Raw genomic sequence first — 21,971 nt, forward strand, 5'->3', positions numbered from 1 at the left:
ATAATCATATTGGTGCTATTTGGTATTTTATTCATCATTATAATTCTTGTTATAGCGCCTAATTTTATTATCACTACATATTTACCACTACCCAATCTTATTTTATGAGTCACCTTGAAAGGGCTAGTGGCAAGATTAACTGATTTCTACCTTATAGCTAAAGCAAAATGCATAATTAGTAGGAGGTGGCAACCTCCTGCGTTGGAGAAGTGTCTCATCTTAAAGTAGTAGACGCCATAATCTAGAGCGTTAATTAGATACTAGTGTGATTAGATGATCAGCATGAAATTCCAACTTTACTTAGGCTCTTTATTTTCCCAGATTAAAGTACGTCATTCGTGGGTAAGTATCCTTTTGTGGATAGCTTTGGTTGCCCCAGCCCAAGCGTCTGTAATCCTGCGTGTGGCAATTGAGAGGGGGGTTAATCAGATAAAAGTAGGCAGTTCCACCACTGGGGTCGTCAAGGATAGTACTGGTAGGACTCTCGGACAGTTACCAGCGATGAGTGCATATTATGCCCAAGCCGTTCCTGGTGGAGTTGCTTTAGATAAATGGCAGTCTGGTTTATTTTGGATTGAGCCAACTGGTAAAGGATTCGTTTATATTGGCGATCGCTGGTATCGGGGCAGAACTCTGGTTGTTCCCACAGAAAAAGGCTTAACCGCTGTTAACTGGGTCGATGACCAAGAATATCTCTACAGCGTTCTCGGTGGCGAAATGGATGCTAGCTGGCCCCAAGAAGCTTTAAAAGCTCAAGCGATCGCAGCCCGCACCTATGCCCTCTACGAACGAGAAAAACAACGGAATAATCCCATTTATGATTTAGGCAATACCCCGGATCATTGGCAAATTTACAAAGGCGTCATCAGTGAATCTCCTGCTACTTACGCCGCAGTGGATTCCACACTAGGGCAGGTACTAACTTACAAAAACCAGATTATTCTCTCAGTTTTCCACGCTTGTTCTGGAGGACACACCGAAAACGTGGAAGATGTTTGGGGAAGCAACGAGCCTTACCTACGTGCTGTTGAAGACTACGATCAAAATATCCGCGAGTGTAATTGGGTGAAAACCTTCTCACCTACTGAAATTAGCGCTAAATTTCCTGAGGTGGGCAATGTTTTGGATATGATTCCAGAGACATACTCGCCTTTCCGCAGTGTTAAAGTCTTGAAAATTGTCGGCAACAAAGGTACAAAGGTGCTACAGGGCGAGGAAGTGCGGACAGCCCTGAAGCTAAAAAGTACCCGCTTTAGCGTTACTAAAGGAGCCAATGGTAGTTTTGTACTGCAAGGGCTTGGCTTCGGTCATGCTTTAGGCATGAGTCAGTGGGGGGCGTACAATCTGGCTCGGCAAGGAGTGAACCACCTGCAAATTTTGGGACATTATTATCAAGGTGTAGCTCTAACACCAATTCAGGCGAAGTAGTCCAATCCTGTACTTAGATGGTAGAGTCGAGGGCTGGTATTATCCAGCGCCCCTCTCTTATTACCTGCGGTACTCACAAAGTAACTACTTGTCCAAAGCGACGATAGTTTTATTCAATTTAGGGCTAAGAGTGTCAATGAGCTAAGAATCCTATGGCTTCAACAGGGCAAACCCTCTACCTGCATCAAATCCAATTCCCGTTCAAATATTTCATCAATTGGCAACATTTGACCATCAACAGTCATAAATTTATGATCTTTTGTTGCCCGAATCAATGAACCATCTTCCAAACAATACTCAAACACCTCTTGTTGTCCGCGATCGTGCCATTGTGCCACAGGTTGCGTGTAAATATTTCCATTATTATCAACGCTGTATACACTACATTCAATACGTTTGTCTACAATTTCTCCAATCGGCAGCAATCCGTATTCTGCTGTCAATATTTCCGTGTCATAGCTTAAACAATATTCAGCAAATTTCAACATTTGCTCAAATAATTCATCTGCAATTTTTTTCTGAACGCCATTTTTCGCAGCGCCATCCACAAATTTTTCTCGCTGCTTTTGCATCTCAGAAACTTTCTTTTTACCCATCGCCCGACGCAGCAAGTCAGCTTGTCCTAAAGAATATCCAGCCATCTCTTGAGCAATTTTCATAATTTGCTCTTGATAGACCATAATCCCATAGGTTTCGTCTAATATTGTTTCTAAAATGGTGTGTTGATAATCTATCTTTTCTCGACCATGTTTACGGTTAATAAATTTCGGAATCAGTCCCGCATCTAATGGCCCCGGTCGATAAAGTGCCAAAATTGAAGAAATATCTTCTATATTAGAAGGCTTCAAATCTCGTACTATCTGACGCATCCCAGAAGATTCTAATTGGAATATTCCTTCTAACTCACCTGCTTCTAATAGTTCATAAGTTTTTTGTACATCTTTAGGTAAACTGCTATGTTCACCTTTAGCTAATATCTTCTGGGCTTTTCTTTCCTGGCGCGGAATTTCATCAGGATCAACCCGATATCCTCTAGTTTCTTGAATCAAATCAACGGTCTTTTGAATCAGCGTCAGGTTCCGTAAACCCAGAAAATCCATTTTCAACAAACCCATTGATTCCAGGTCTTCCATGAAATACTGAGTAATTACAGAACCGTCATTATTCTTCTGTAGTGGGACAATTTCATCAAGTGGATCGGCAGAAATTACCACACCTGCTGCATGAACACCAAATGTCTTGTTAGTTCCTTCAATTCGCATCGCCATATCAAGCCAATGGCGAACATGGGGTTCTTTATCATATTTCTCTTTAAACTCTGGTTCTGGGGTTTGATTAGAAATCATTACCTTGAGTTTCGTTGGTTTCCCCCGCACCACAGGAATTAATTTCGCCATTTTGTCAGATTCCCCGTAAGGAATATTCAATACTCTGGCGACATCTTTCAAAACTGCTTTAGAAGTTAGGCGGTTAAAAGTAATAATTTGAGCAACTCTATCTGCACCATATTTATCAGTTACATATTCAATAACTTTATCCCGTTGTTCAATACAGAAATCTGTATCAATATCAGGCATGGATTTCCGTTCTGGGTTCAAAAAACGTTCAAATAGTAATCCATGATGCACAGGGTCGATATTAGTAATTCGCATCGCATAGGCCACTAATGAACCAGCCGCTGAACCCCGACCGGGGCCCACAGGAATGTTATTATCTCTAGCAAATTTGATATAGTCCCATACAACTAAAAAGTATTTGGAAAAACCCATTTGCTGAATCATTTTCAGCTCGTATTCCAATCTTTCTTTATAGACAGAATCGACTTCCTGGCGGGATTTGCGATTTAATCGTTCTAAAAGTCCGCTCCATGCAACATCTTCGGCGTAAGTGTCAGCAGTATGACCAGACGGAATGGGGGGAGTAGGAATCTGAGGCTCACCCATAATATGGTAAGGCTCAACTTTATCGGCCACTTCTTCAGTGGTGGCTACAGCTTCTGCAATCACATCATCTGGCAAATGGTCACGAAATAGCTGCTGCATTTCCTCACCAGATTTGAGATACTCTGTACCGCTATAACGCATCCGCTTATCTTCAGCAATTAGCTTGCCAGTCTGAATACATAGCAAAGCATCGTGGGCTTCAACGTCAAAACAAGAAATAAAATGAGAATCATTGGTAGCAATAATTTTAATGCCTAGTTCCCGGGCAATTTTAATTATTTCGACATTAACAATTCGGTCTTCTTGGGAGCCGTGGTCTTGAATTTCTAGATAATAATCTTCACCAAATACATCTTTATACCACTGAGCAACTTTTCGGGCTGCATCTGGTCTACCGCTAAGAATTGCTTGGGGGATTTCTCCTCCCAAGCAAGCACTGGTTACAATCAAGCCTTCATGATATTCTTTTAGTAAATCTTTATTAATACAAGGACGAGAAAAAATTCCTTTGCCTTGAACACCTTTGAGATGAGAAATTGTGGTTATTTTGACTAAATTTTTGTAACCTTTGGTATTTTTAGCTAAAACAACTTGATGATATTTCGGACGGCGTTCTTGTTTCTCAATATCACCATTAATTACATACATTTCATTGCCGATAATCGGCTTAATATTTTGACTACGGCAGATTTTGATCAATTCAACCGCGCCATACATGACGCCATGATCAGTAAGGGCGATCGCTTTCATCCCCAGTGCGATCGCTTGATCCACCAACTCTGGTAGCTGACTTGCTCCATCGAGTAGACTGTAGTCACTGTGAATATGTAAAGGGACAAAGGACATAAGCATCTCCAACCACAAGCCAAGATATCTCTAGGGGCCTACCTTGTGGTATACCCTTTCGAGCTAGATTTTGCAAAGCAACGGAATCTTAGATTAACAGTTTTTAACTAAAATTAAAGCTGTTCTTTTTCCGAAATTGCCACTGTTATCAGTGTTGTTTTAATAGTTACAGCAGTTAATCAGCATCTAACTAATGAGTCAAACAGAGAGTACTACTTCGCCTGAAACCAAAGCTAGCCCTTGGTGGCAGCGTATCCCTCTCACATTGCAAATTCTCATTGCCCTAGTAGTAGCAGTCAGCGTCGGAATTGCCCTTGGTGCGGGGAATCCTAATCCAAGCAATGCCACCTTAATCAACAATTTAGCAATTCCGGCTGAATTGGTGTTAAAAGCTCTCCGCGCCCTAGCTACGCCCCTAATTTTGGTAGCCGTGCTGCATACTTTGATGACTACTAACATCCCTGGTACAGCCGGACGGCGGCTGGCAGTGCTACTTTTAACCAACACTACCGTAGCTATTTTAGTAGGACTTTTCGTAGCGAATGTGCTGCGTCCAGGGACTTGGGGCAATGTAGCCACCTCAACAAGTACAGAAATAACTCCTCAGAATCTTGACCCTTGGGGAATAGTCAAAGATGCTGTACCGGAAGCTGTCCTCAAGCCATTAGTTGATAATAATGTCATCCAACTAATTGTGATTGCCCTGAGTTTCGGCATCGTTCTGCGAGGATTAAAATCTGAACAAATTGCCCAAGGCAAGAACGGATACCAGCCAATTGAGGATGTTATCGGGATTTTATTTGAAGCGGTAGTCCGTATCCTCAACTGGGTAATTGCCTTAGTGCCGTTCGCAGTCTTTGGGATTGTAGCTAAAACCATTGCTATGCAGGGCTTTGCACCGTTTAAATCTTTGGGTGCATTTATCGTGGCGGTGCTGTTAGCACTGGTATTGCAGGCGTGCTACTACCTGATCAGAGTAAAATTTGGTTCTTGGGTACACCCGCTAAGATTCCTAGCTGGCGGTTCTGATGCCTTTTTGACAGCTTTCTCAACTTCTTCTTCTGCGGCGGCAATGCCCGTAACCTTTGAGGTTTTGCAAACAAAAGTCGGTTTAAGAGAATCTTCTGCTGCCTTGGGGGCATTAGTCGGGGCAAATTTCAATAATGATGGTACTGCCCTCTATGAAGCAATGTCTGCGTTGTATATTTCCCAACTGATTGGGCAACATCTGAGTCTGGGACAGCAGTTAATTGTCATCCTTACCTCGATTTTTGCATCTGTAGGTGCGGCGAATATTCCCAATGCTGGACTGGTAACGATGACATTGGTGTTCACTTCTGTAGGCTTACCTACCCAGTACATCGCTTTGCTAGTTACTGTAGACTGGTTTCTAGATCGCTGCCGCACCGCGATTAATGTCATGGGAGATATGACTGTCAGTGCTTTACTTGACGGCAAAAAGCCTCGTTCTGTAGAGGAGGCTTAGTTTGACGGCTTTTCAGAAATCTAATGCTGTTGAGGCCCTTTGGCATCACATTCTCTAGTCCAGCAGCGTTCTAGAAGTCGAAGACGCCAGATCAATGCAAAGCGATGGGGATTCAATACTAATTTAGTATCGTGACTAAATAAAGGCTGGTTCAAATACTGCCAAAGGGGAAATTTAATTTTGGTGTGTTTTGGAGTCATAAGAACAACAAAATATTATAAAAGTTTAGTGACCATACTTGGCATTTTGTCTAGCAATTGCCTGATACTGTTTTTATAGTTAAAGACTACACTGGGTTTTTGCACTTGTCTTGGTGGCAATTGCGGAATTTCAGTAAGTGAATTTATGTTGTTTCCGCTTTAATACTTAAATTCGCACACCATTTTTCTGATTTCACATCCCGTGAAAAGTCATACCATCAGGACTTACGCACAGGTAATGGAAAATCGAACCACAGAGGCGCAGAGGACACGGAGGAATAAGAGTTTAAGAGTTTTTTGCGTAAGTCCTAACCATTTCACGACATTCCTACAGATCCGTTGGTAAGGGCGTACAGATATACATCTCTATAGCCGATTCATCTGTTGCAAAGATTTTTGTCAGCGATCGCATTGCCATCCAGAATCTTAACTCGGTAGTTGGTGTAAACACGATGAAGTCATCTGCCGAGTTGCTGGGAATTCAGTTATTCTTGGGACGGCTATACAGTGGATAGCGCCACTGACGCCAGTCACTTTGAGGTTGTTGCTATCGATGTCGGTATCGTTAGCCAGCAGGGTCTTTGTTTGAATACTCAGGGCAGTATATTTAGCAGCTCTAGCAGTATCATTCACCGTAACAGGTGCGTCGTTGACTGGGTTGATATATCAGGTTAAAAGTACCAGTAATGCTGCCGCCATTACCGTCATTAGTATTATCAGGGTGTAAGCCTTAATCTGATTCCCATCAAAAAACATTGCCGCAATTATCACGTTGTAATAATTTCCGCATCACCGAAAATTCAGACGACAATATCCGACATAACTAGTTCAAGGAGGCAAGAGGTAAGAAAGGCTAGAATATCAGCCTTTGCATTATTTCCAACTCTATAGTTATTTTTGCCTTGATGTACTACTTGGATGTGTCCAAGATCCTTTGCCACATCAATTTCTTACCTCTTCGATTCCACCATAATGGTAATTTTAGGCATTCTGGGGAGTCGAAATATTAGTTTGTTCGGATGCTGGGCGGGGAAAATTTGGCAAATCAATGCCGCTGTGACTAGCATTGCGAGTTTTAAGTGCTAAACGGTAACTCACACTTTGCAGTTCTGCTTGTAGTTGGCGGTTTTCCCGTTGTAGCATTGCTACCTTTTCTCTGACTGGCGTCATCCGCTCCTCAAACTTCCGACGGTAAATTTGAGGCAACTCTTGTACTACTTGCTCCAACATCCGACTGCGATCGGTGAGTTCTTGAACTGACTGTCGCAATTGGTAAATTTCGGAGTCACGAGTTGTAATTTGCTCTTGGTAGAACGCTACCTGCTGCTCCACAGCTTGGAGTTGTTCTTGCAAAGCCTGTAACTGGGTCAGATCGCGCTCAAGCTCCGGCTGCTGGGGCATAAAACTAGTGTTACCCTTTACCAGCCGGAAGAGTTCTTGAGATAATTGTTGCACTAATTGATCACGAAGTTGCAACTCTTGGCGTAGCTGCGATACTTCTGTAGAGAGAACTTGAATATTGGGTGTATCAGATTGGCTCACAGTAGCTTACATCTCCCATTCAGAATCTTGTCCACTCTTAGGTATAACTGCGGGAGTACTACCTTTGCCAAGTATTTGTTAATTTAGCATTCCCAGACAAGTCACGAAAAAAGAAAAAGACAAAATTTTACTGAATGGGAATGGGGCATTTGTACTAAACTTGTCCTGAGCGAAGCCGTAAAGCCTGCGGCATAGCTTCGCTTAAGGCACAGCCTAAGATGAGAAGTATTGGGCATTGGTTTCTCCCACTCCCCCTGCTCCTATGCTCTGCTGTTCCCTACTCCCTAGTCCTTAGACCGTTGCAGCCACTTTAGCAGGCTTTTCTTTTTCCTCTTTAGGAGGTTTTTCTTCTGCGATATCCTGCTTAATTGTCAGATAGCGAATCACTTCTTCACTCAAGCGCATGGCGCGTTCAAAGGGGGCGATCGCAGTTGCAGGCGCAGTGTAGTTTAACTGGATGTAGATGCCATCGCGGTGTTTTTTGATTTCATAAGCCAGACGTCGCTTACCACGATTTTGAATTTGCATATCCTGAGCGCCTTGGTCGCGCAGCAAATTCTGATATTTGGTAATTGCTTGCTCTGCCTGTTCGTCTCCCAGGTCAGGACGCAGGATGTACATTGTTTCGTAATTTGTAGTCATATTTTTCAGTTTCCTCATGGACAAAAGTGGCTGCTGACGTTAATTTATACCTGTTTTTTATTTAAAATACCAGTATTAATCAACATCTGAAGCAACAAGGAACTATAATCTTACCAGTTTTCAATTTTGTTTCATTAGCCAAATCGCCGAAGTTTGGATTTTTTGGATGTCCCTAATCAAAGCTAGGTCCGGAGGTGACCCCGATATTTCTTTAGCAAGTAAAAATCCAGTTTTTGGTACTCGCCAGCAAATTGATCAAGCTATCAGCTTTGCCAACGGGTATCTTTCCCTAAGGGCATCTATAGCGATCGCTTTCAGGCTCAAGGTCAGGTTAACTAAAAAGCTAACTGACGATTGCTACCCGTTCACAGTAACAAAAAAGCAGATAAAAGGATATTCATCAAGGTTATGGCGCAGCGCTATGTGCGAATTCAAAATCAAGAAGGACAGATTTACTATGGGTTACTCCAACTATCCCTGAATGTGCAGGTGCTAGATGCTCCACCCTGGTTACAAGGACAACCTACTGATTTAACATTGACACCAGAAAATTACCAAATTCTGGCTCCCTGCGCTCCTTCAAAAATTGTGGCGGTGGGTAAGAATTACGCAGATCATGCCGCTGAAATGGGAACTCCAGTACCTTCTGAGCCACTAATCTTTCTCAAGCCACCCACGTCGATCATTCCATCTGAGTGGGAAATCAAGTATCCTCCCCAGTCGCAACGAGTTGACTACGAAGGAGAGTTAGCATTAGTGATTGGTGATTACGCCTTTGAATGTACACCAGAGGTAGCCCAAACCAAAATTTGGGGCTACACCATCGCCAATGACGTCACAGCGCGGGATTTACAAAAACGGGATGGTCAATGGACACGAGCCAAAGGTTTTGATACTTTCTGTCCCTTGGGACCTTGGATTGTGCGGGAATTAAATCCAGGAGCGAGATTGCAGACTTTTGTGAATAAGGACACCAATCCAGTCCAATCTGCCTGTATAGATCAGATGGTGTTTTCCCCCGATGTTTTGGTTTCTTATATCAGTCAGGTTATGACGCTACTACCCGGTGATTTGGTGCTTACAGGTACGCCGGAGGGTGTAAGTCCATTGCACCCAGGCGATCGCGTCCGCGTAGAAATTGAAGGTATTGGTCGCCTGGAAAATACCATAGTGGCCCGTTAACTTCTAACGCACTTGCATATACACTGCATCAGAAATCGCCGGAATTTCCGCATAACGTCCGCTTACAGACTGGATGACTGAATATGCAACTATTCCCACTATGCCGATAAAAATGGTGGTGGATAAGGTTTGGATTGCAAAACCACCAACAGGAACTAGTCCCACAACATCAGTCAGGATGCTAAACAAAAAGATAATGATGTCCAAAAGGATTGCTTGCATGGTGTTGAAACGAATAAAGTGACTAATTTTTTCGTTTCTCACTACCAGCAAAAATAAAGCAAAGAAAATAATCATTCCTGCATAACGCACGCCGTAGTAAATTCTCAACAATGGCAGAAGCGGCAGAAACAGCAGTTGTAGTGGTGGAAACTCTGAGAGCAAATATCTACCAAATACAAAAACCTCAATTAGAGGAAGCAAATAAGGCAAGGAAGCAAAAATCCGATCTGAAACCGTTGTAGACCCGCGCCAAGACATTATACGTTCTCCTCTAGTGAAATATTCAATAGTTACTTGAACTTAGGATAACGCAGTTGCTTGGTCATGCTGGCAAATTCGACTATTCTATATGGGCGATGCGAAAGCCCATCATACACTCATATTGGTCTGGCTGCTGTTGAGTAAGTTTGCGAATGGCTTGACCACAGCGCAGTTGACCCCCACGCCAACGGGGTTGACCGCTCCCGTCAGCGAGTAAACAAGACTGGCAAACTTGCTCAGGGGCAAGGATTTGATCGTCCATTAAAATGACTAGCATCGAATCCGTCCTGTAAATCCTCCCTGTAAATCCTCATTGTCACCCACATTTCACTCAGCTGAGCACACGCTTTGTAGCGACTCTTTGAACCACTTCAGGTAGGTAGGTGCGTTTTGCTTTTGTTAAGTGTTGTGATTTGCGATGACGCTTTGCGCCCAGCGTGGGCGATCGCAGAGGACACTTAAGAGGCACATCTACTTCTTTGTAGCAAAAATGTGGTCAATCACAATTTAATAAAAATTGTCAAGTGAATCTTAATTTATTGTATGTTGTGTTTACTGCAAACTGGACATCTTAGTAAAATATAATACAAAAATTTCGCACTAAGGTTGAGCAGAGAGAGGGTTCGGTATTCATTGCATCCCTGTTAATTTAGCACTGGAGAGTGTCAAACTTAATATTTAACAAACAACAAAAGCTTTCTGCTCAGGCAACACAGCGATCCCTTGAAATTCCCTTGACACGACTAGTTAAAGTGCGAAAATTCAAGTAAGTAAAACTGAGTTAACTTGATAGCTATTTAAGTGATGCATTTACAAAATACTGAGGTAAACTTGCAAGCAAGGTAATACACAATATAACTGTGCGGCTCGTCGGTCTGGGCATCACTCACAATGGAACACTGGCAATTTCTGATACAGAAACAAGGCGATCGCTCGTGGCACATCCTAGAATCGCCAAATTTGGAAATTTTGGAAGGGCGGTATAGAGTTTTGGCTCGTTCTAACCTTCCTAATACAGACGTGGAAGTGCGAGTAACTCACTCTTCAACCCAGGAAGTTCAACCAACGCGGCGAATTTTCAAGCGATCGCGTCGCACTAACTTAGAAGGCTTAATAGCGGTAATTCCTTTTACCTACTTCCAGCAGGGAGTTTGGGAGTTGCGCTGTTGCGGCGATTTGATGTCGGATCTGTTTGGTAAATCTTGGCAATATAGTGTCCAACTTCAAGTATTGTCCCAGGGGGGAGAGGGAGAGGATGGGAAGCAGGGGGAGCAGGGGGAGCAGGGGGAGAATGTAGAATCAAATTCACCTGATCACCCAAATACTGTTTCTGGAAACTTGGAATATACTGCCCGAGCAGAACCCGCAATTACGTTAGATAAAGTGATCGCTGTTTCCACAGAAGTGGCAATTGCTACATATAGCAACCCTGCTAACACTGTCCTGCCAGATGAAGGAAACTTGGAATCTACTACCCCATTAGAACCCGCAATTACCTTAGACAAAGCGACCGCTGTTTCTGCAGAAGTGATAATTGCTACAAATAGCAACCCTGCTACTATTGTTCTGACAAATGAAGGAAACTTGGAATCTACTACCCCAGCAGAACCTGCAATTACCTTGAATAAAGCGATCGCTGTTTTTAAAGAAGTGGCAATTGCTACATATAGTAACCCTGATACCACTGTTGTGGCAGATGATAGAAACTGGGAATATACTACCCCAGCAGAACCCACAATTACGTTAGATCAAGCGATCTCTGTTTCCACAGAAGTGGTAATTGCTACATACAGCAACCCTGCTACCATTGTTCTGATAGATGAAACGGAAGAAAATATAGTTATCGATCAGCTTGTGAGTCCTGTGTGGCTCAAAGGTGAGACGACAGAGGAGATTTTACAAAATTTAATAGATTTAGCTTTACCTGCTTCTGAACTCTTGCCAAAAGAGCAAAAGGTTACAGATTCTCCAGCAACACAACCACCGCCACCATTACTGCTAACTTTAGGTCAGGATACTTATATTGCTCGTTGGGGACAAGCTCTTAGCATCAATGGGCAGATAGAACTCAAAGAAAAGACAAATCTAGAGCAGGCTGAAACATTATCCCCAAAAAGCTTGCGGGCCCTTGAACTAGGAATTGAACTGCGATCGCCCAAGAACTCAAAAATCTTCACCCAGGTACGGCAACCCTTACCAGACCAGGACTTGCCCTTCACCATCAATACTTCAATTGATATTCCTGCTGACTGTGAATCCAAGTTAATTTTGGCAGATATCAGTTTGTATGGTAGATTCACCGATGTTGGTGAAGTTATCCGGTTAGCCAGCCAGTCCTTCACCATTACAGCAGATGTAACAGAATTACTGGCAATCACAGCCGCAGCAAAACCTAGTAGATCCTTAAATGACCCCATAGCATCAGACTCATCTGTAGCTTTCACAGAACCAGAGGCAGCTGTGAGGCTCGATTTGAAACTATTCAATCTGGTCAAGCTCCCAAAAACAGACCAGTCTCAGATACTTAATCCATCCCCAAACACACCCCTACCACCGCAAATTAATCTACAAGTTCTGCGAGAAGCCACCCTGCGGACATCTCAGCTGAAGAATTCAGCCACTTCGCCTCAATTGCCGAAACTGCCCCCAATTCAAACCGATGCCAAGACTCCCACAGATGTTGTTGCAGAACAACCTAAACAGGAGGTGCTTCTAGAAAAGGATGCTACTATAGCTGCCATCAACTTGGAGCAATTGGTCATCAGGCAACGTCGAATGCCAATACTCGACACTACTTTTCCATACTTGAGACGACTACAAGCTTTGCCAGGTGATGCAGAGGAAGTAAAAAGCAATGTCCCCCCGGATGCATGGCAAGTTCTAGCGGCTGAAGACTTACCACAGTTGGACGCAACTATAGCTGAAGATGAAAATACACTTGAATTAATAGTAGATGATGCACAATTCCAGGAGGAATCTGCTGCTGAAGTAATAGCCCAACCGAATATACAATTCCAGGAGGAATCTGTTGCTGAAGTAGTAGCCCAGCCAAATACACAATTCATTACAACAGATAACCTTTACTCATCTCCTTTACTCAGGAAGTGGATGGAGAGCCAAGGATACTCTTTGCCTGAATCCATTAATGATCTGCAACCTCAAGACTACGATAATTATGTTTCAGCGCAGCAGACGTCGCTTTCTTTAAGTGCAGAAAATGCGAATGTTGATGTTAACTTGCCGTTAAACCTAGATACCAATACAAAGAAGAATTTGAGCGAAAATTGCGATCGCTCAGAACTTCTGCTGACACAGACGCGCAAAGGACAGGGGACATGGGAAGAAATCCAAGAGTTGGCTTCCGATCTAGGGAATTTCGGGGAAGATGTAGACATAGCGAAGGAAGTGGATCTGGGGATAAGAAAAAATACGGAACTAGAAAAAGTATTAGAACCAACACTCTCACCGCCTCTGTTAACACAACTACCGCCCCCCCCTCCTCCGATAAAAATAAATATAGCGTCAGCTTGGTTAGCGCAAGAAATTGTTGTAGATGATACATTTAGTGAACTGGAAGCCGATACAACGAAGAGTTACCGCTTTGAAGAAGAGGAGCAACCACTGTTAGATTTATCCCCTTCTTTATTTATAATTGCGGCAGCCACTGAGCCTTTGCCAATTCCCCAACTGCATGTGCCAGAAGGTGAACTAATCGCTGGCAAGTCTGTCATGGTGCGCGTAGTACTGCCTGAAGTACCTCCGCAAGTTGTTGTCAAGTTATGGCTTGAAGATTATCAAACTCGCTGGTTACTAGATGAGCCGCATTTATTGACAAATTTACTACCTAATGCATTGGGAGGGTTGGAAGTGATGACACAATTAAACATTCCCTTAGGCTGTTTGGAAATTCGCTTGGAAGCGATCGCACTTGATCCAACAACCCAACAGGAGAGTCACAAAGTCACAATAGTACGAACTGTGATTCCTCCAGACCTGCCTAGCTTGCAGCTAGATGAACTCCTGGGTATGTGATCGCGAGTAGGGAGTAAAAATAGTAACTTAGGGATAATGACAAGCAAGTGACTTGATTGATGGGGTTAATCTAAAATCGTTCGACTGAGCGTAGTCGTACTCCTTCTCTACGTTCGCGCAGCGTGTCGCAGACAGACGCTCCGCGAATGGAGAAGCAAGCTACGCGTAGCGTTCCGCAGGAAAGTCTAAAATCCAAAATTGCTTCACCTTGTTTTTTCATATCTCCCACTTGCTCAAAGGGCAGGAAGATTTTTCCAGATGTTCGGGAGTCATTCTCACACCCGTATCTTCAATCTCGACTAGTTAGCAGTATCTGCTTTTTCTTTAGCGATCGCTAAACGCCACTGATGGGCAGCTTCATTCATTATGTCCCCTCTAGGCAAGTGATATTTTCCTATTTAACTTACTCAAAAAGACTTGTATTCTAACGGAGATTATGCTATAAAATTTTGCTCAAGACAAAAATCAGTAAACCACAAATTTTGGGGAAAAACTTAAAAATAAAGGTTCGGATTCTCCAAAGGGTAGCAACTGGAGTATGATTTTTAATCACCATCACTTGGTGCAAGATATTTGTGAACCTGAATTTATTTAAAAACTTTGACCCTCGACCCCGACTAATCATTGCAGTCGGACTCGCTGTATTAGTTTCAGTAATCCTTCCGCATTTGCTGCACTTACCCACTCGCATCCTCTGCGCTTGGAACTCCGGTATAGACTTTTTCTTAACCGTAACGTGGTGGAAAATGATCAAGGCCACGCCAGAAAAAATTCGCCGTTATGCTGAGAATGAATATGAAGGACATTTGGCTATATTCATCCTGGTGATAGCTGCGGCTTGTGCCAGTGTTTTAGCTATTGGGTTTTTACTGACTGATAAAAAAGGGTTGTCAACAATTCTGCTTACCGTACATGTCATACTTGCAATTATGACCATTGTCGGTTCCTGGTTACTAGTGCATACGATGTTTGCAGTGCAATATGCACACAGCTATTACAAATACATTAATCGTAATAATAGTCAAGAGATCACCAGAGGATTAGATTTTCCTCATAACGACTGTCCAGACTATTGGGAATTTTTATATTATTCATTTGTAGTTGGCATGACTAGTCAAGTTTCAGATGTGCAAACTACATCACCCGATATGAGGCGCTTGACTCTGTTACATAGCATATTATCCTTCTTTTTCAATACCACCATTTTGGCTATGACTATTAATATCGTTGCATCGCTGATTTAAAAATTGCTTGACTCAGCCAAAAGGATGATTATTTGGTTCTCTACTTACAGAAAGAGGAAATTATATTGCCAATTTTTCCAATCAATTTCTTAAGAGTTTTGATCAGGCTTGTTTAGTCATTACTGCTAAATTCACTACACATTCAGGAAATTGGCGCTTTAATGCTGGAAACACGGGACAAGGCGCTTGTTCTTGTAAATTATCCGGTTTACTCCAAGTAAAAGGGGCTTTCTGTGCTGCTGACATCCACACAAGACGCTTTGCTCGTGTCATTGCAACGTAAAGTAAACGATACTCCTCAGATATTTTCAAGTGCTTTGCTTGTTCCCATGCTTGTGTGACATCTGGTATGGTAAATTCTCCGTGGAGAGCAGCACGAATTTGGGCGCGGGCTACTTCTGATAAAGTAAAATCCCCTAAAAACTGGCTTTGGGGAGGAACCCAAAATCTCCCAGGAATCAAGTTTTCGTGGAGAAAGGGAAGAAACACATAGTCCCAATCCAGCCCTTTGGCTTTGTGCATGGTAATAATGGTCAGTTGACCACGACGAGTGTAACGTTCTTCCGAATCCTCGGTTTCCACTGGTTCAAACCGTTCGGAACTGACGATTTCACTTAAAGCTGACAGCATTCCCCCCATCGAACTATTGCCAGCTATCTGCTGGTTTACCCGTTCTGCGAGTTTGTCAGCAGTTGCCAATTCTGCCTGGTCGTAATTTAAGGTCAAGGCAAGAAAGGAAATTAGCTGGTACAGGGGTAATTCTAACCGAGCGCGGAGTAAGCTGCGACACAAGCGAGCGGCTTTTTGGACTGTTTCTGGCCGGAGTGCTACTAGGGGGCCAGGATACAAAAATTCTTCTGGGAGACTAGCAAGGGCGTTGAGGTCTTGGGTAGGAATTAATTGGCGCTGTACTAATGCTTCTAGTGCAGCTTTAAGGTAATCGGGGGAGTGGGGGCGATCGCAAAATTGCAGTAATGCTAAAATCTCTTGGGGGACATGGGAACGGCGATCGCGTTCTCCCACATCGTAGAGTATAATATTATGCTCTTTGCACACAGGTGTCAGAGCCTCTGCTAACCATCTTCCTTGGCGATTTTCTCGGACTAAAATCGCTGCACTATTTTGTGTTGGATCTTCACCAAATAACTCGATCACTCTTTGAGATAACAATTCAACGGTGTGATGAATGTCACGCGGGGTATAAAGTTCTAATCCTCGTCCTATTGGTGCTGGGTTAGCGTTAGTTTGGGGATCACCAGCTTCAACAGGGTGAATTGTCTGCAAGCGAAATGGTCCTTGTCGATTGTCAGGAGTCGGTTGTTTGTTGTTGGTTGTTGCTAACCACTGATTATTGATCCATTTGAGGGCAAAGTTAGCAGCTTCAATGATAATTCTAGTACTGCGACCAGCTTGATCCATCGTTGCCAATCGTTTGATGCGATCGCACTCTTCGCAAAATTGCCGAAAATAAATCGGATCAGCTGGGGTAAATGTAGAGTTAATCGCTTGATTGGGGTCGCCAACTCGTACTAGATTGAGCCAGGAGTGAGGAGTAGAGACGCGATTAATCGCGTCTCTACAGGAGTTATCCCCCTTGTGCCCATCACTCGCCAAAATCTCTAACAGCTGCGTCTGTAAGGGGCTAGAATCTTGGGCTTCGTCTTCAAAGACTGCGAAAACTTGGTTTTGCTCAATGCGACGGGCACTGTCATTTTCTAAAACACGCAGTGCGGCTAAAATCATATCGTCATAGTCGATGAAATCACGCGATCGCATTAAATTTTGATATTGCTCATACAATCCCGCTGCTACGCTCAAAATTACATATTCGTCTCTGGTTTGTTTACTCCACTCCCGCAACTTTTCTGGGGATATTCCAGAACTTTTTGCTTCATGAATTACCGTATTAGCCAATTCCGGCAATACTTCTGTTCGCAGCACTGATTGGCGACGCAACCTTTCTGTCTCTTCTCCATCAAATTGATGACCTTCTAATAACCGCAAATATACTCCTGGATTATTCGCAATCCATTGCTCTACGCCTGTGCGGATAAAGCGGTGACTTTGGGTTGGTGTAATTAATGTGACATTTTCTAACTGCAAACCCGATAAATCTGAATGGCGACTGGCAATATTCAACGCTAGACCATGCAGGGTATAGACAAAAAAGCCTGTTTGAGGTAAAGATAATTTCTTTAAATCTTTGCGGATCTTCGCTTTAATATTGGCAGCAGCAGAGCGAGTAAAGGTGACAACCACCAAGTGACGGCGGGAGGATGAACGTTCATACTGACGGGCGATCGCGATCGCCGCTGCCGCTGCCATACCTGTGGATTTGCCTGCACCAGGAACGGCAGAAATAGCTAGGGGGCCAGATTGCCAGTCAGCCATTTGTTGCTGTCCGGGGCGCAGACTATCGCGGATTGTTAGAATCTTCTCCTGCAGGTTAGGAAGAGGCGATCGCTCAGATAATTTTGAATGGAGTGATTCTTGAGCCACAGAAGCAGTAAATTTAGAGTCTGACATATCAAATTTTATATTTTAAATAGATGTTGAATGTAATTCCCAAGCCACAGATATGAATAATCTTTGGTGATTCTCTGTAAATATATCTTAAGCCCCCCTTAAAAAGAGGGGTTGGGGGGATCTTCCGGCTCAAAATATCACTAACTAGTACAAGTCAGCGTCAGTTTGCCTAACTTTAACAATGACTTTCAGAGTAGCGCTTTGACATTTTACCGTTCTTCCACAGTTGATTCACTAAAAATGGCTACGTATAACCATCCTGCTAAAATAGCCCCCAAGATAGGAGCTATCCAGAACAGCCAGACTTGCGAAAAGAGTTCTATACCTGCAAATAGAGCAACTCCAGTACTACGGGCAGGATTAACGGAGGTATTAGTTACAGGAATGCTGATTAGGTGAATCAAGGTGAGTCCAAAACCAATTGCCAGGGGTGCAAATCCTTTAGGAGCACGGTTATCAGTCACACCCAGAATAATCAGCAGAAACATGAAAGTCATCACAACTTCAGTAATCAGGCAAGCAAACAGCGTGTAACCACCTGGAGAATGAGTACCATAGCCGTTGGTAGCCAGTGGGTTGAAGCCAGTCAACGTAAATCCAGTTTTGCCGCTAGCAATCAGGTAGATAATACCCGCAGCAATAACTGCACCAATCACTTGAGAGAGGATGTAAGGTAGTAAGTCAGACCCCGGAAAGCGCTTACCTGCCCATAGTCCAAACGAAACAGCTGGGTTGAAATGACCACCAGAAATATGACCAAAAGCATAAGCCCCTGTGAGGACAGTAAGCCCAAATGCCAGGGATACACCTACTAATCCAATACCCAATGGAAAAGAAGTATTCTCGCTGATTTTTGCAGCATCTTCTGTGTAGGCGGCGGCTAGAACAGCACTACCACAGCCACCTAAAACAAGCCAGAATGTGCCGATAAATTCGGCCAAACAACGTTTAGTGAGAGACATTTTCAGAAAACTCCTTGTTCAGCTACAAACGAGTGATAGCTATGTTGAATAATGCTTGAGTTATTCCTATCAACAGGAAATTCATTGCGTTTATTTCGTTATGAAACTAAATCGAAAAAAGAGAAATTTGTTTTTTCCTCAATAATTGTGGTAATAAAATATGAAGATACTGGAAAAGCTAATATTCTCAAAAAGGGCTTAATTTATTAAGAATTTTGCTCTCCTGATATAGAACTCATATTTGATTTTTGAAATATCCGTAGGGGAGCCAGTGCGTTTTTTTCAAAAATCAAATCGTATTGGTATATATCTGTTGAGATTCTTGCTCCAGTGCGTTCTATTAAAAGTTATTACGAAATTTAAATAAGTTTTGTGCTCTATACACTTTCAGCTTAAAAAATTTGGGTTTTTCCTGTTACGGTCGTTACTTCGTGACTGCTCAGGGGATATTATCATCCCTCAAAATATGGACTTAGAGATTATTGATAAAGTAAAAATAAAATTCTTGTAGCGGAGCCAGTGCGTTGTCCGGGTTAAGAGGCTTGTCCCTTGCGCGTCTCACCGCAGGAGTTGCAACTGGAGTTGTGTTAGGCGCATATTTCGATATGATTTATCACGAAAAATATGACTCTCGGCGATCACACACCGCTATATAACACGGTGCGTGATTGCAAAGACGTAACATACCCTAACTTTTGATTTACTTTATAACTGGTCTCTTATACAGGTCAACGAAAAATTAAGGGTTTAGGCAAAGTGTTGCGGAGCCAGTGCCAAGTTCATGTTAAGAGAATTAAAGCAACTGGCGGCATTGGCCAAAGAGAAAATTGAACCAATGCCGCCAGTTTTTATCCGCTGTTTTGACAGTCTTAACAGACCAGATTCAGGCAGTTAGTTTTGTCTAAAATTAAATTTATTCGTCAATCTGCCAGGAATCCTTAGTTAATTCTTCATCCAGAATTTTCTTAGGACGAACAATGATAATAATTTGTCCTAGTAGAGGAATTTCTGGCTCAGTTTCAAACCACTGAAAATCTAATTCATCACCATTTTCAACAACAAAGTAGCTGGAGGCATCCCATTGTCGTTGGGCACGATCTACCACAACTACGACTGGCCCTGTTTGGGTTTGGGTTTGGATGGGGAAGCGATCGCTATTCGCCAAAATCACTACTGGATCTTCTGCCGCCAACAGCACTTGCCAACCTGGTAAGGGCACCCAAGCTTGCTCTCCAGAAAACTTGACTAGGCGAAATGGTTCAATTTCTGTGACTATCGGCACAGCTTGCAAGTCTTGTCGTGACAATGGCAACTCGCCTACCACGGGCAAGATTCGGGGTAATTGTTCTTCAAATTCCAGGCGGTAAAAGGGTAAAATTGGAGCCGGACGCTGGGGAACGCTAGTAAAATCAGTTAGTAGCTGTTCGATTTGTTTCCTGGCTGCTGGCGTGTGAGCAAAGCGTAAACCTTTGGCAATCAGGCGCGATCGCTGTTGTAAATCTGCATTTTGACGTGCCAGTTTCCAAACTTGGTGAGCAACAGCATCGCCAGGATGGGCAGAAAACCCTTCTGGCAAAGTGCGGAAATAGGAGAACTCTTTAATTGCTTTTGCTACTTCCTTCACCTCATCAGCATCGATTTTGTGGACGAAGATTAGTTCGGCCGCGGCGGCGCGTTCTTCGTGAGTGAGCAAACGCAGTTCGTATAAAACATCACTGCCACGTGTGGCATAGTGCGATCGCGTTGCTTCCGATACTCCAGAGTTTTCCAAAGAATTGTAAACTTGGGAACCAACAACCACCTGATTTTGTTGAATCGGCTCAAATCCAGTCGCCTCAAAAATGTCTTGGGGATTGTAACCGGCTTTTAGCAACGAGGCGATCGCCATTCCCCATTCCACCCAGTTGCCTTGTTTTTGCCTCAGCCTTCGCAGTAATTCTTGTGCTACATCGTTGGTAGCATTTTCTTCGGGATTCTGAGCGTTGGGTGGTAGATCAGTCATAATCGGAGTGCGAACTTCAACTTGAGAGGTTAATTAATACCTCATGAGCAAGTCTTATTCTAATCTATGAACTACCCAGACCTACTGCTTTGAGTTTATCTGTAGAAACTTATCTCGACTTTAATTTTGTGGAATTTACAGATTGTAGGGTAGCACAGCTAGCTGTGCGTTGCATTCAAAGCAGGTTTGTTAAACTACCTCATCCATGATGAAAACTGCCATATTTAGGCTGATTCACTTGATTCTTCTTGTGCAATTTTTTCTCTCTTTAGATATTTGACCAGGCAAATATCCTCATAACACTCACAGTTACCGTATTTAAAAATGCCACTTAACTCCGTAAAAACCCTTGATAAATTTGAGCTATTCTCAACTAAGCTTGGTATGGAATATAACAAGATAGTGAATATTTAAAGGAAATATCTTATGGATAAGCCCAGTCTCGAAATTGATAAACACCAATATCAAGTAATGACTCTTGAACGACCAAAAAAGCTGAAAATTCTGGTAGTTGACGATGAGCCAGATAATCTCGATCTGCTTTATCGCACATTTCGACGCGACTTTAATGTTCTGAAAGCTGATAGTGGGGTAAACGCCCTAGAAGTTTTGGCAGCAGAAGGGGAGGTAGCAGTGATTATCTCCGATCAACGGATGCCAGAAATGAAAGGAACTGAGTTTCTCAGCAAGACTGTACCTCAGTTTCCTGATACGGTAAGAATAATTCTTACCGGATTTACTGATATTGAAGACTTGGTAGAGGCGATTAATGCAGGGCAAGTCTACAAATATATCACCAAGCCTTGGGATCCAGGAGAACTGAAGGCAGTGGTACAAAGAGCAGCAGAAACCTACGACTTGCTCAAGCAACGTACAGAAGAATTACGTCGTGCTCATGCTCAAATGGCGCTGCTGAGTGTTTTAGTACAGATAACTCAAGCAGCTTCTAGCTTAGAGGAGACTCTCCCGCCAATTGCTAGGGCTGTGAGTAAGACTTTTGGGGCAGAAGGCTGTATCATACAACTTACAGATGGAAATACTCTGGTTGCAACTCAAGGAACTTACAGCGATACAGGTACAATAGAAAATTGGCTATCTCTTGACCCACTAACAAGGGAAGCGATCGCCACCGGGCAAATGCAAGTTTCCTTAAATGTACTTAAAGACACTAAATTAGTTGATGCTATTCACTATCAAAATACGGGTGTGCAAGCACATTTAGTTATACCAATTAGCTACCGCAATCAACTTTTGGGTGTATTGTCGCTACAGTGGAAACAACCCTGCACTTTGCAAGAAGATGAATTAATGCTAATTAATTTATTAGCGCAACTGATGGCGATCGCTTTTACTAGTAGTGCTAACCATCAAACTAAAATTTAGTCAAGAGTCCAAAGTACAACTCTTGACCCTTGACTTTTGAACGCCAGTTCAACGTCACTCCTTTCAATGG

The 21,971-nt window shown here is 43.0% G+C and carries 17 protein-coding genes; 6 read left to right on the plus strand and 11 right to left on the minus strand.

Annotation, left to right across the window (positions count from 1 at the left end; all coding sequences use genetic code 11):
• Positions 1-282: 282 nt before the first annotated feature.
• Complete coding sequence (locus tag V7K48_RS05430) at positions 283-1,428, plus strand: SpoIID/LytB domain-containing protein (RefSeq protein WP_335070320.1); 1,146 nt, start codon at positions 283-285, stop codon at positions 1,426-1,428.
• 158 nt (positions 1,429-1,586) lie between these two features.
• Here the strand turns inward: V7K48_RS05430 and V7K48_RS05435 are convergent, their stop codons facing one another.
• Positions 1,587-4,217, minus strand: coding sequence for a DNA polymerase III subunit alpha (locus tag V7K48_RS05435; RefSeq protein ID WP_335070322.1), 2,631 nt, complete (start codon positions 4,215-4,217; stop codon positions 1,587-1,589).
• Between the two features lie 193 nt (positions 4,218-4,410).
• On the opposite strand from V7K48_RS05435, the gene V7K48_RS05440 reads away from it, so the two are divergent.
• Positions 4,411-5,703: a dicarboxylate/amino acid:cation symporter gene (locus tag V7K48_RS05440; RefSeq protein ID WP_335070324.1), complete on the plus strand. Its 1,293-nt coding sequence runs from the start codon at positions 4,411-4,413 to the stop codon at positions 5,701-5,703.
• Between the two features lie 20 nt (positions 5,704-5,723).
• On the opposite strand, the gene V7K48_RS05445 is transcribed toward V7K48_RS05440, so the two are convergent.
• From V7K48_RS05445 to rpsF, 5 genes are all read right to left on the minus strand, one after another.
• Complete coding sequence (locus V7K48_RS05445) at positions 5,724-5,903, minus strand: hypothetical protein (RefSeq protein WP_335070326.1); 180 nt, start codon at positions 5,901-5,903, stop codon at positions 5,724-5,726.
• A 328-nt stretch (positions 5,904-6,231) separates the two neighbouring features.
• Positions 6,232-6,354 carry a hypothetical protein gene (locus V7K48_RS05450; RefSeq protein WP_335070373.1) on the minus strand — a complete coding sequence of 41 codons (123 nt, stop codon included), beginning with the start codon at positions 6,352-6,354 and terminating at the stop codon, positions 6,232-6,234.
• Positions 6,330-6,536 carry a hypothetical protein gene (locus V7K48_RS05455; protein WP_335070328.1) on the minus strand — a complete coding sequence of 69 codons (207 nt, stop codon included), beginning with the start codon at positions 6,534-6,536 and terminating at the stop codon, positions 6,330-6,332. The genes V7K48_RS05450 and V7K48_RS05455 overlap by 25 nt, the downstream gene beginning before the upstream one ends.
• A gap of 348 nt (positions 6,537-6,884) precedes the next feature.
• Positions 6,885-7,445, minus strand: a complete 561-nt coding sequence (locus V7K48_RS05460) for an Npun_F5560 family protein (RefSeq protein ID WP_334968329.1) — start codon at positions 7,443-7,445, stop codon at positions 6,885-6,887.
• Positions 7,446-7,736: 291 nt separating this feature from the next.
• A complete protein-coding gene (rpsF, locus tag V7K48_RS05465; protein ID WP_335070330.1) occupies positions 7,737-8,087 on the minus strand; it encodes a 30S ribosomal protein S6 in 351 nt (116 codons plus the stop codon).
• A gap of 408 nt (positions 8,088-8,495) precedes the next feature.
• On the opposite strand from rpsF, the gene V7K48_RS05470 reads away from it, so the two are divergent.
• Positions 8,496-9,269 carry a fumarylacetoacetate hydrolase family protein gene (locus tag V7K48_RS05470; RefSeq protein WP_334968333.1) on the plus strand — a complete coding sequence of 258 codons (774 nt, stop codon included), beginning with the start codon at positions 8,496-8,498 and terminating at the stop codon, positions 9,267-9,269.
• Between the two features lie 3 nt (positions 9,270-9,272).
• Here V7K48_RS05470 and V7K48_RS05475 read toward each other — a convergent pair whose 3' ends face one another.
• Positions 9,273-9,749, minus strand: coding sequence for a Tic20 family protein (locus V7K48_RS05475; RefSeq protein ID WP_334968335.1), 477 nt, complete (start codon positions 9,747-9,749; stop codon positions 9,273-9,275).
• Between the two features lie 82 nt (positions 9,750-9,831).
• Positions 9,832-10,029: a hypothetical protein gene (locus tag V7K48_RS05480; protein WP_179065660.1), complete on the minus strand. Its 198-nt coding sequence runs from the start codon at positions 10,027-10,029 to the stop codon at positions 9,832-9,834.
• Positions 10,030-10,643: 614 nt separating this feature from the next.
• On the opposite strand from V7K48_RS05480, the gene V7K48_RS05485 reads away from it, so the two are divergent.
• Both V7K48_RS05485 and V7K48_RS05490 read left to right on the plus strand, forming a co-directional pair.
• Positions 10,644-13,784: a hypothetical protein gene (locus tag V7K48_RS05485; protein ID WP_335070332.1), complete on the plus strand. Its 3,141-nt coding sequence runs from the start codon at positions 10,644-10,646 to the stop codon at positions 13,782-13,784.
• Positions 13,785-14,359: 575 nt separating this feature from the next.
• The gene (locus V7K48_RS05490) at positions 14,360-15,028 is read left to right on the plus strand and encodes a DUF1345 domain-containing protein (RefSeq protein ID WP_335070334.1); all 669 of its coding nucleotides are present in this window, start codon (positions 14,360-14,362) and stop codon (positions 15,026-15,028) included.
• Positions 15,029-15,130: 102 nt separating this feature from the next.
• On the opposite strand, the gene V7K48_RS05495 is transcribed toward V7K48_RS05490, so the two are convergent.
• The 3 genes from V7K48_RS05495 to V7K48_RS05505 form a co-directional block, all read right to left on the minus strand.
• Positions 15,131-17,554, minus strand: a complete 2,424-nt coding sequence (locus V7K48_RS05495) for an ATP-dependent helicase (RefSeq protein WP_335070336.1) — start codon at positions 17,552-17,554, stop codon at positions 15,131-15,133.
• A gap of 209 nt (positions 17,555-17,763) precedes the next feature.
• A complete protein-coding gene (gene aqpZ, locus V7K48_RS05500; RefSeq protein WP_334968347.1) occupies positions 17,764-18,516 on the minus strand; it encodes an aquaporin Z in 753 nt (250 codons plus the stop codon).
• Between the two features lie 913 nt (positions 18,517-19,429).
• The gene (locus V7K48_RS05505; RefSeq protein WP_335070338.1) at positions 19,430-20,518 is read right to left on the minus strand and encodes a RuBisCO accumulation factor 1; all 1,089 of its coding nucleotides are present in this window, start codon (positions 20,516-20,518) and stop codon (positions 19,430-19,432) included.
• Positions 20,519-20,944: 426 nt separating this feature from the next.
• Between V7K48_RS05505 and V7K48_RS05510 the strand changes: the two genes are divergently transcribed.
• Entirely contained in the window at positions 20,945-21,901 is a 957-nt protein-coding gene (locus V7K48_RS05510; protein ID WP_335070340.1) for a response regulator, read from the plus strand.
• Positions 21,902-21,971: the final 70 nt, after the last annotated feature.

It is taken from the genome of Nostoc sp. (genome assembly GCF_036919615.1).
Taxonomy (GTDB): Bacteria; Cyanobacteriota; Cyanobacteriia; order Cyanobacteriales; family Nostocaceae; genus Nostoc.

Coding starts and splice junctions, on each gene's coding strand:
- V7K48_RS05430 (WP_335070320.1), top strand. CDS start 283: ATGAAATTCCAACTTTACTTAGGCTCTTTATTTTCCCAGATTAAAGTA.
- V7K48_RS05435 (WP_335070322.1), bottom strand. CDS start 4,217: ATGTCCTTTGTCCCTTTACATATTCACAGTGACTACAGTCTACTCGAT.
- V7K48_RS05440 (WP_335070324.1), top strand. CDS start 4,411: ATGAGTCAAACAGAGAGTACTACTTCGCCTGAAACCAAAGCTAGCCCT.
- V7K48_RS05445 (WP_335070326.1), bottom strand. CDS start 5,903: ATGACTCCAAAACACACCAAAATTAAATTTCCCCTTTGGCAGTATTTG.
- rpsF (WP_335070330.1), bottom strand. CDS start 8,087: ATGACTACAAATTACGAAACAATGTACATCCTGCGTCCTGACCTGGGA.
- V7K48_RS05470 (WP_334968333.1), top strand. CDS start 8,496: ATGGCGCAGCGCTATGTGCGAATTCAAAATCAAGAAGGACAGATTTAC.
- V7K48_RS05475 (WP_334968335.1), bottom strand. CDS start 9,749: ATGTCTTGGCGCGGGTCTACAACGGTTTCAGATCGGATTTTTGCTTCC.
- V7K48_RS05480 (WP_179065660.1), bottom strand. CDS start 10,029: ATGCTAGTCATTTTAATGGACGATCAAATCCTTGCCCCTGAGCAAGTT.
- V7K48_RS05485 (WP_335070332.1), top strand. CDS start 10,644: ATGGAACACTGGCAATTTCTGATACAGAAACAAGGCGATCGCTCGTGG.
- V7K48_RS05495 (WP_335070336.1), bottom strand. CDS start 17,554: ATGTCAGACTCTAAATTTACTGCTTCTGTGGCTCAAGAATCACTCCAT.
- aqpZ (WP_334968347.1), bottom strand. CDS start 18,516: ATGTCTCTCACTAAACGTTGTTTGGCCGAATTTATCGGCACATTCTGG.
- V7K48_RS05505 (WP_335070338.1), bottom strand. CDS start 20,518: ATGACTGATCTACCACCCAACGCTCAGAATCCCGAAGAAAATGCTACC.
- V7K48_RS05510 (WP_335070340.1), top strand. CDS start 20,945: ATGGATAAGCCCAGTCTCGAAATTGATAAACACCAATATCAAGTAATG.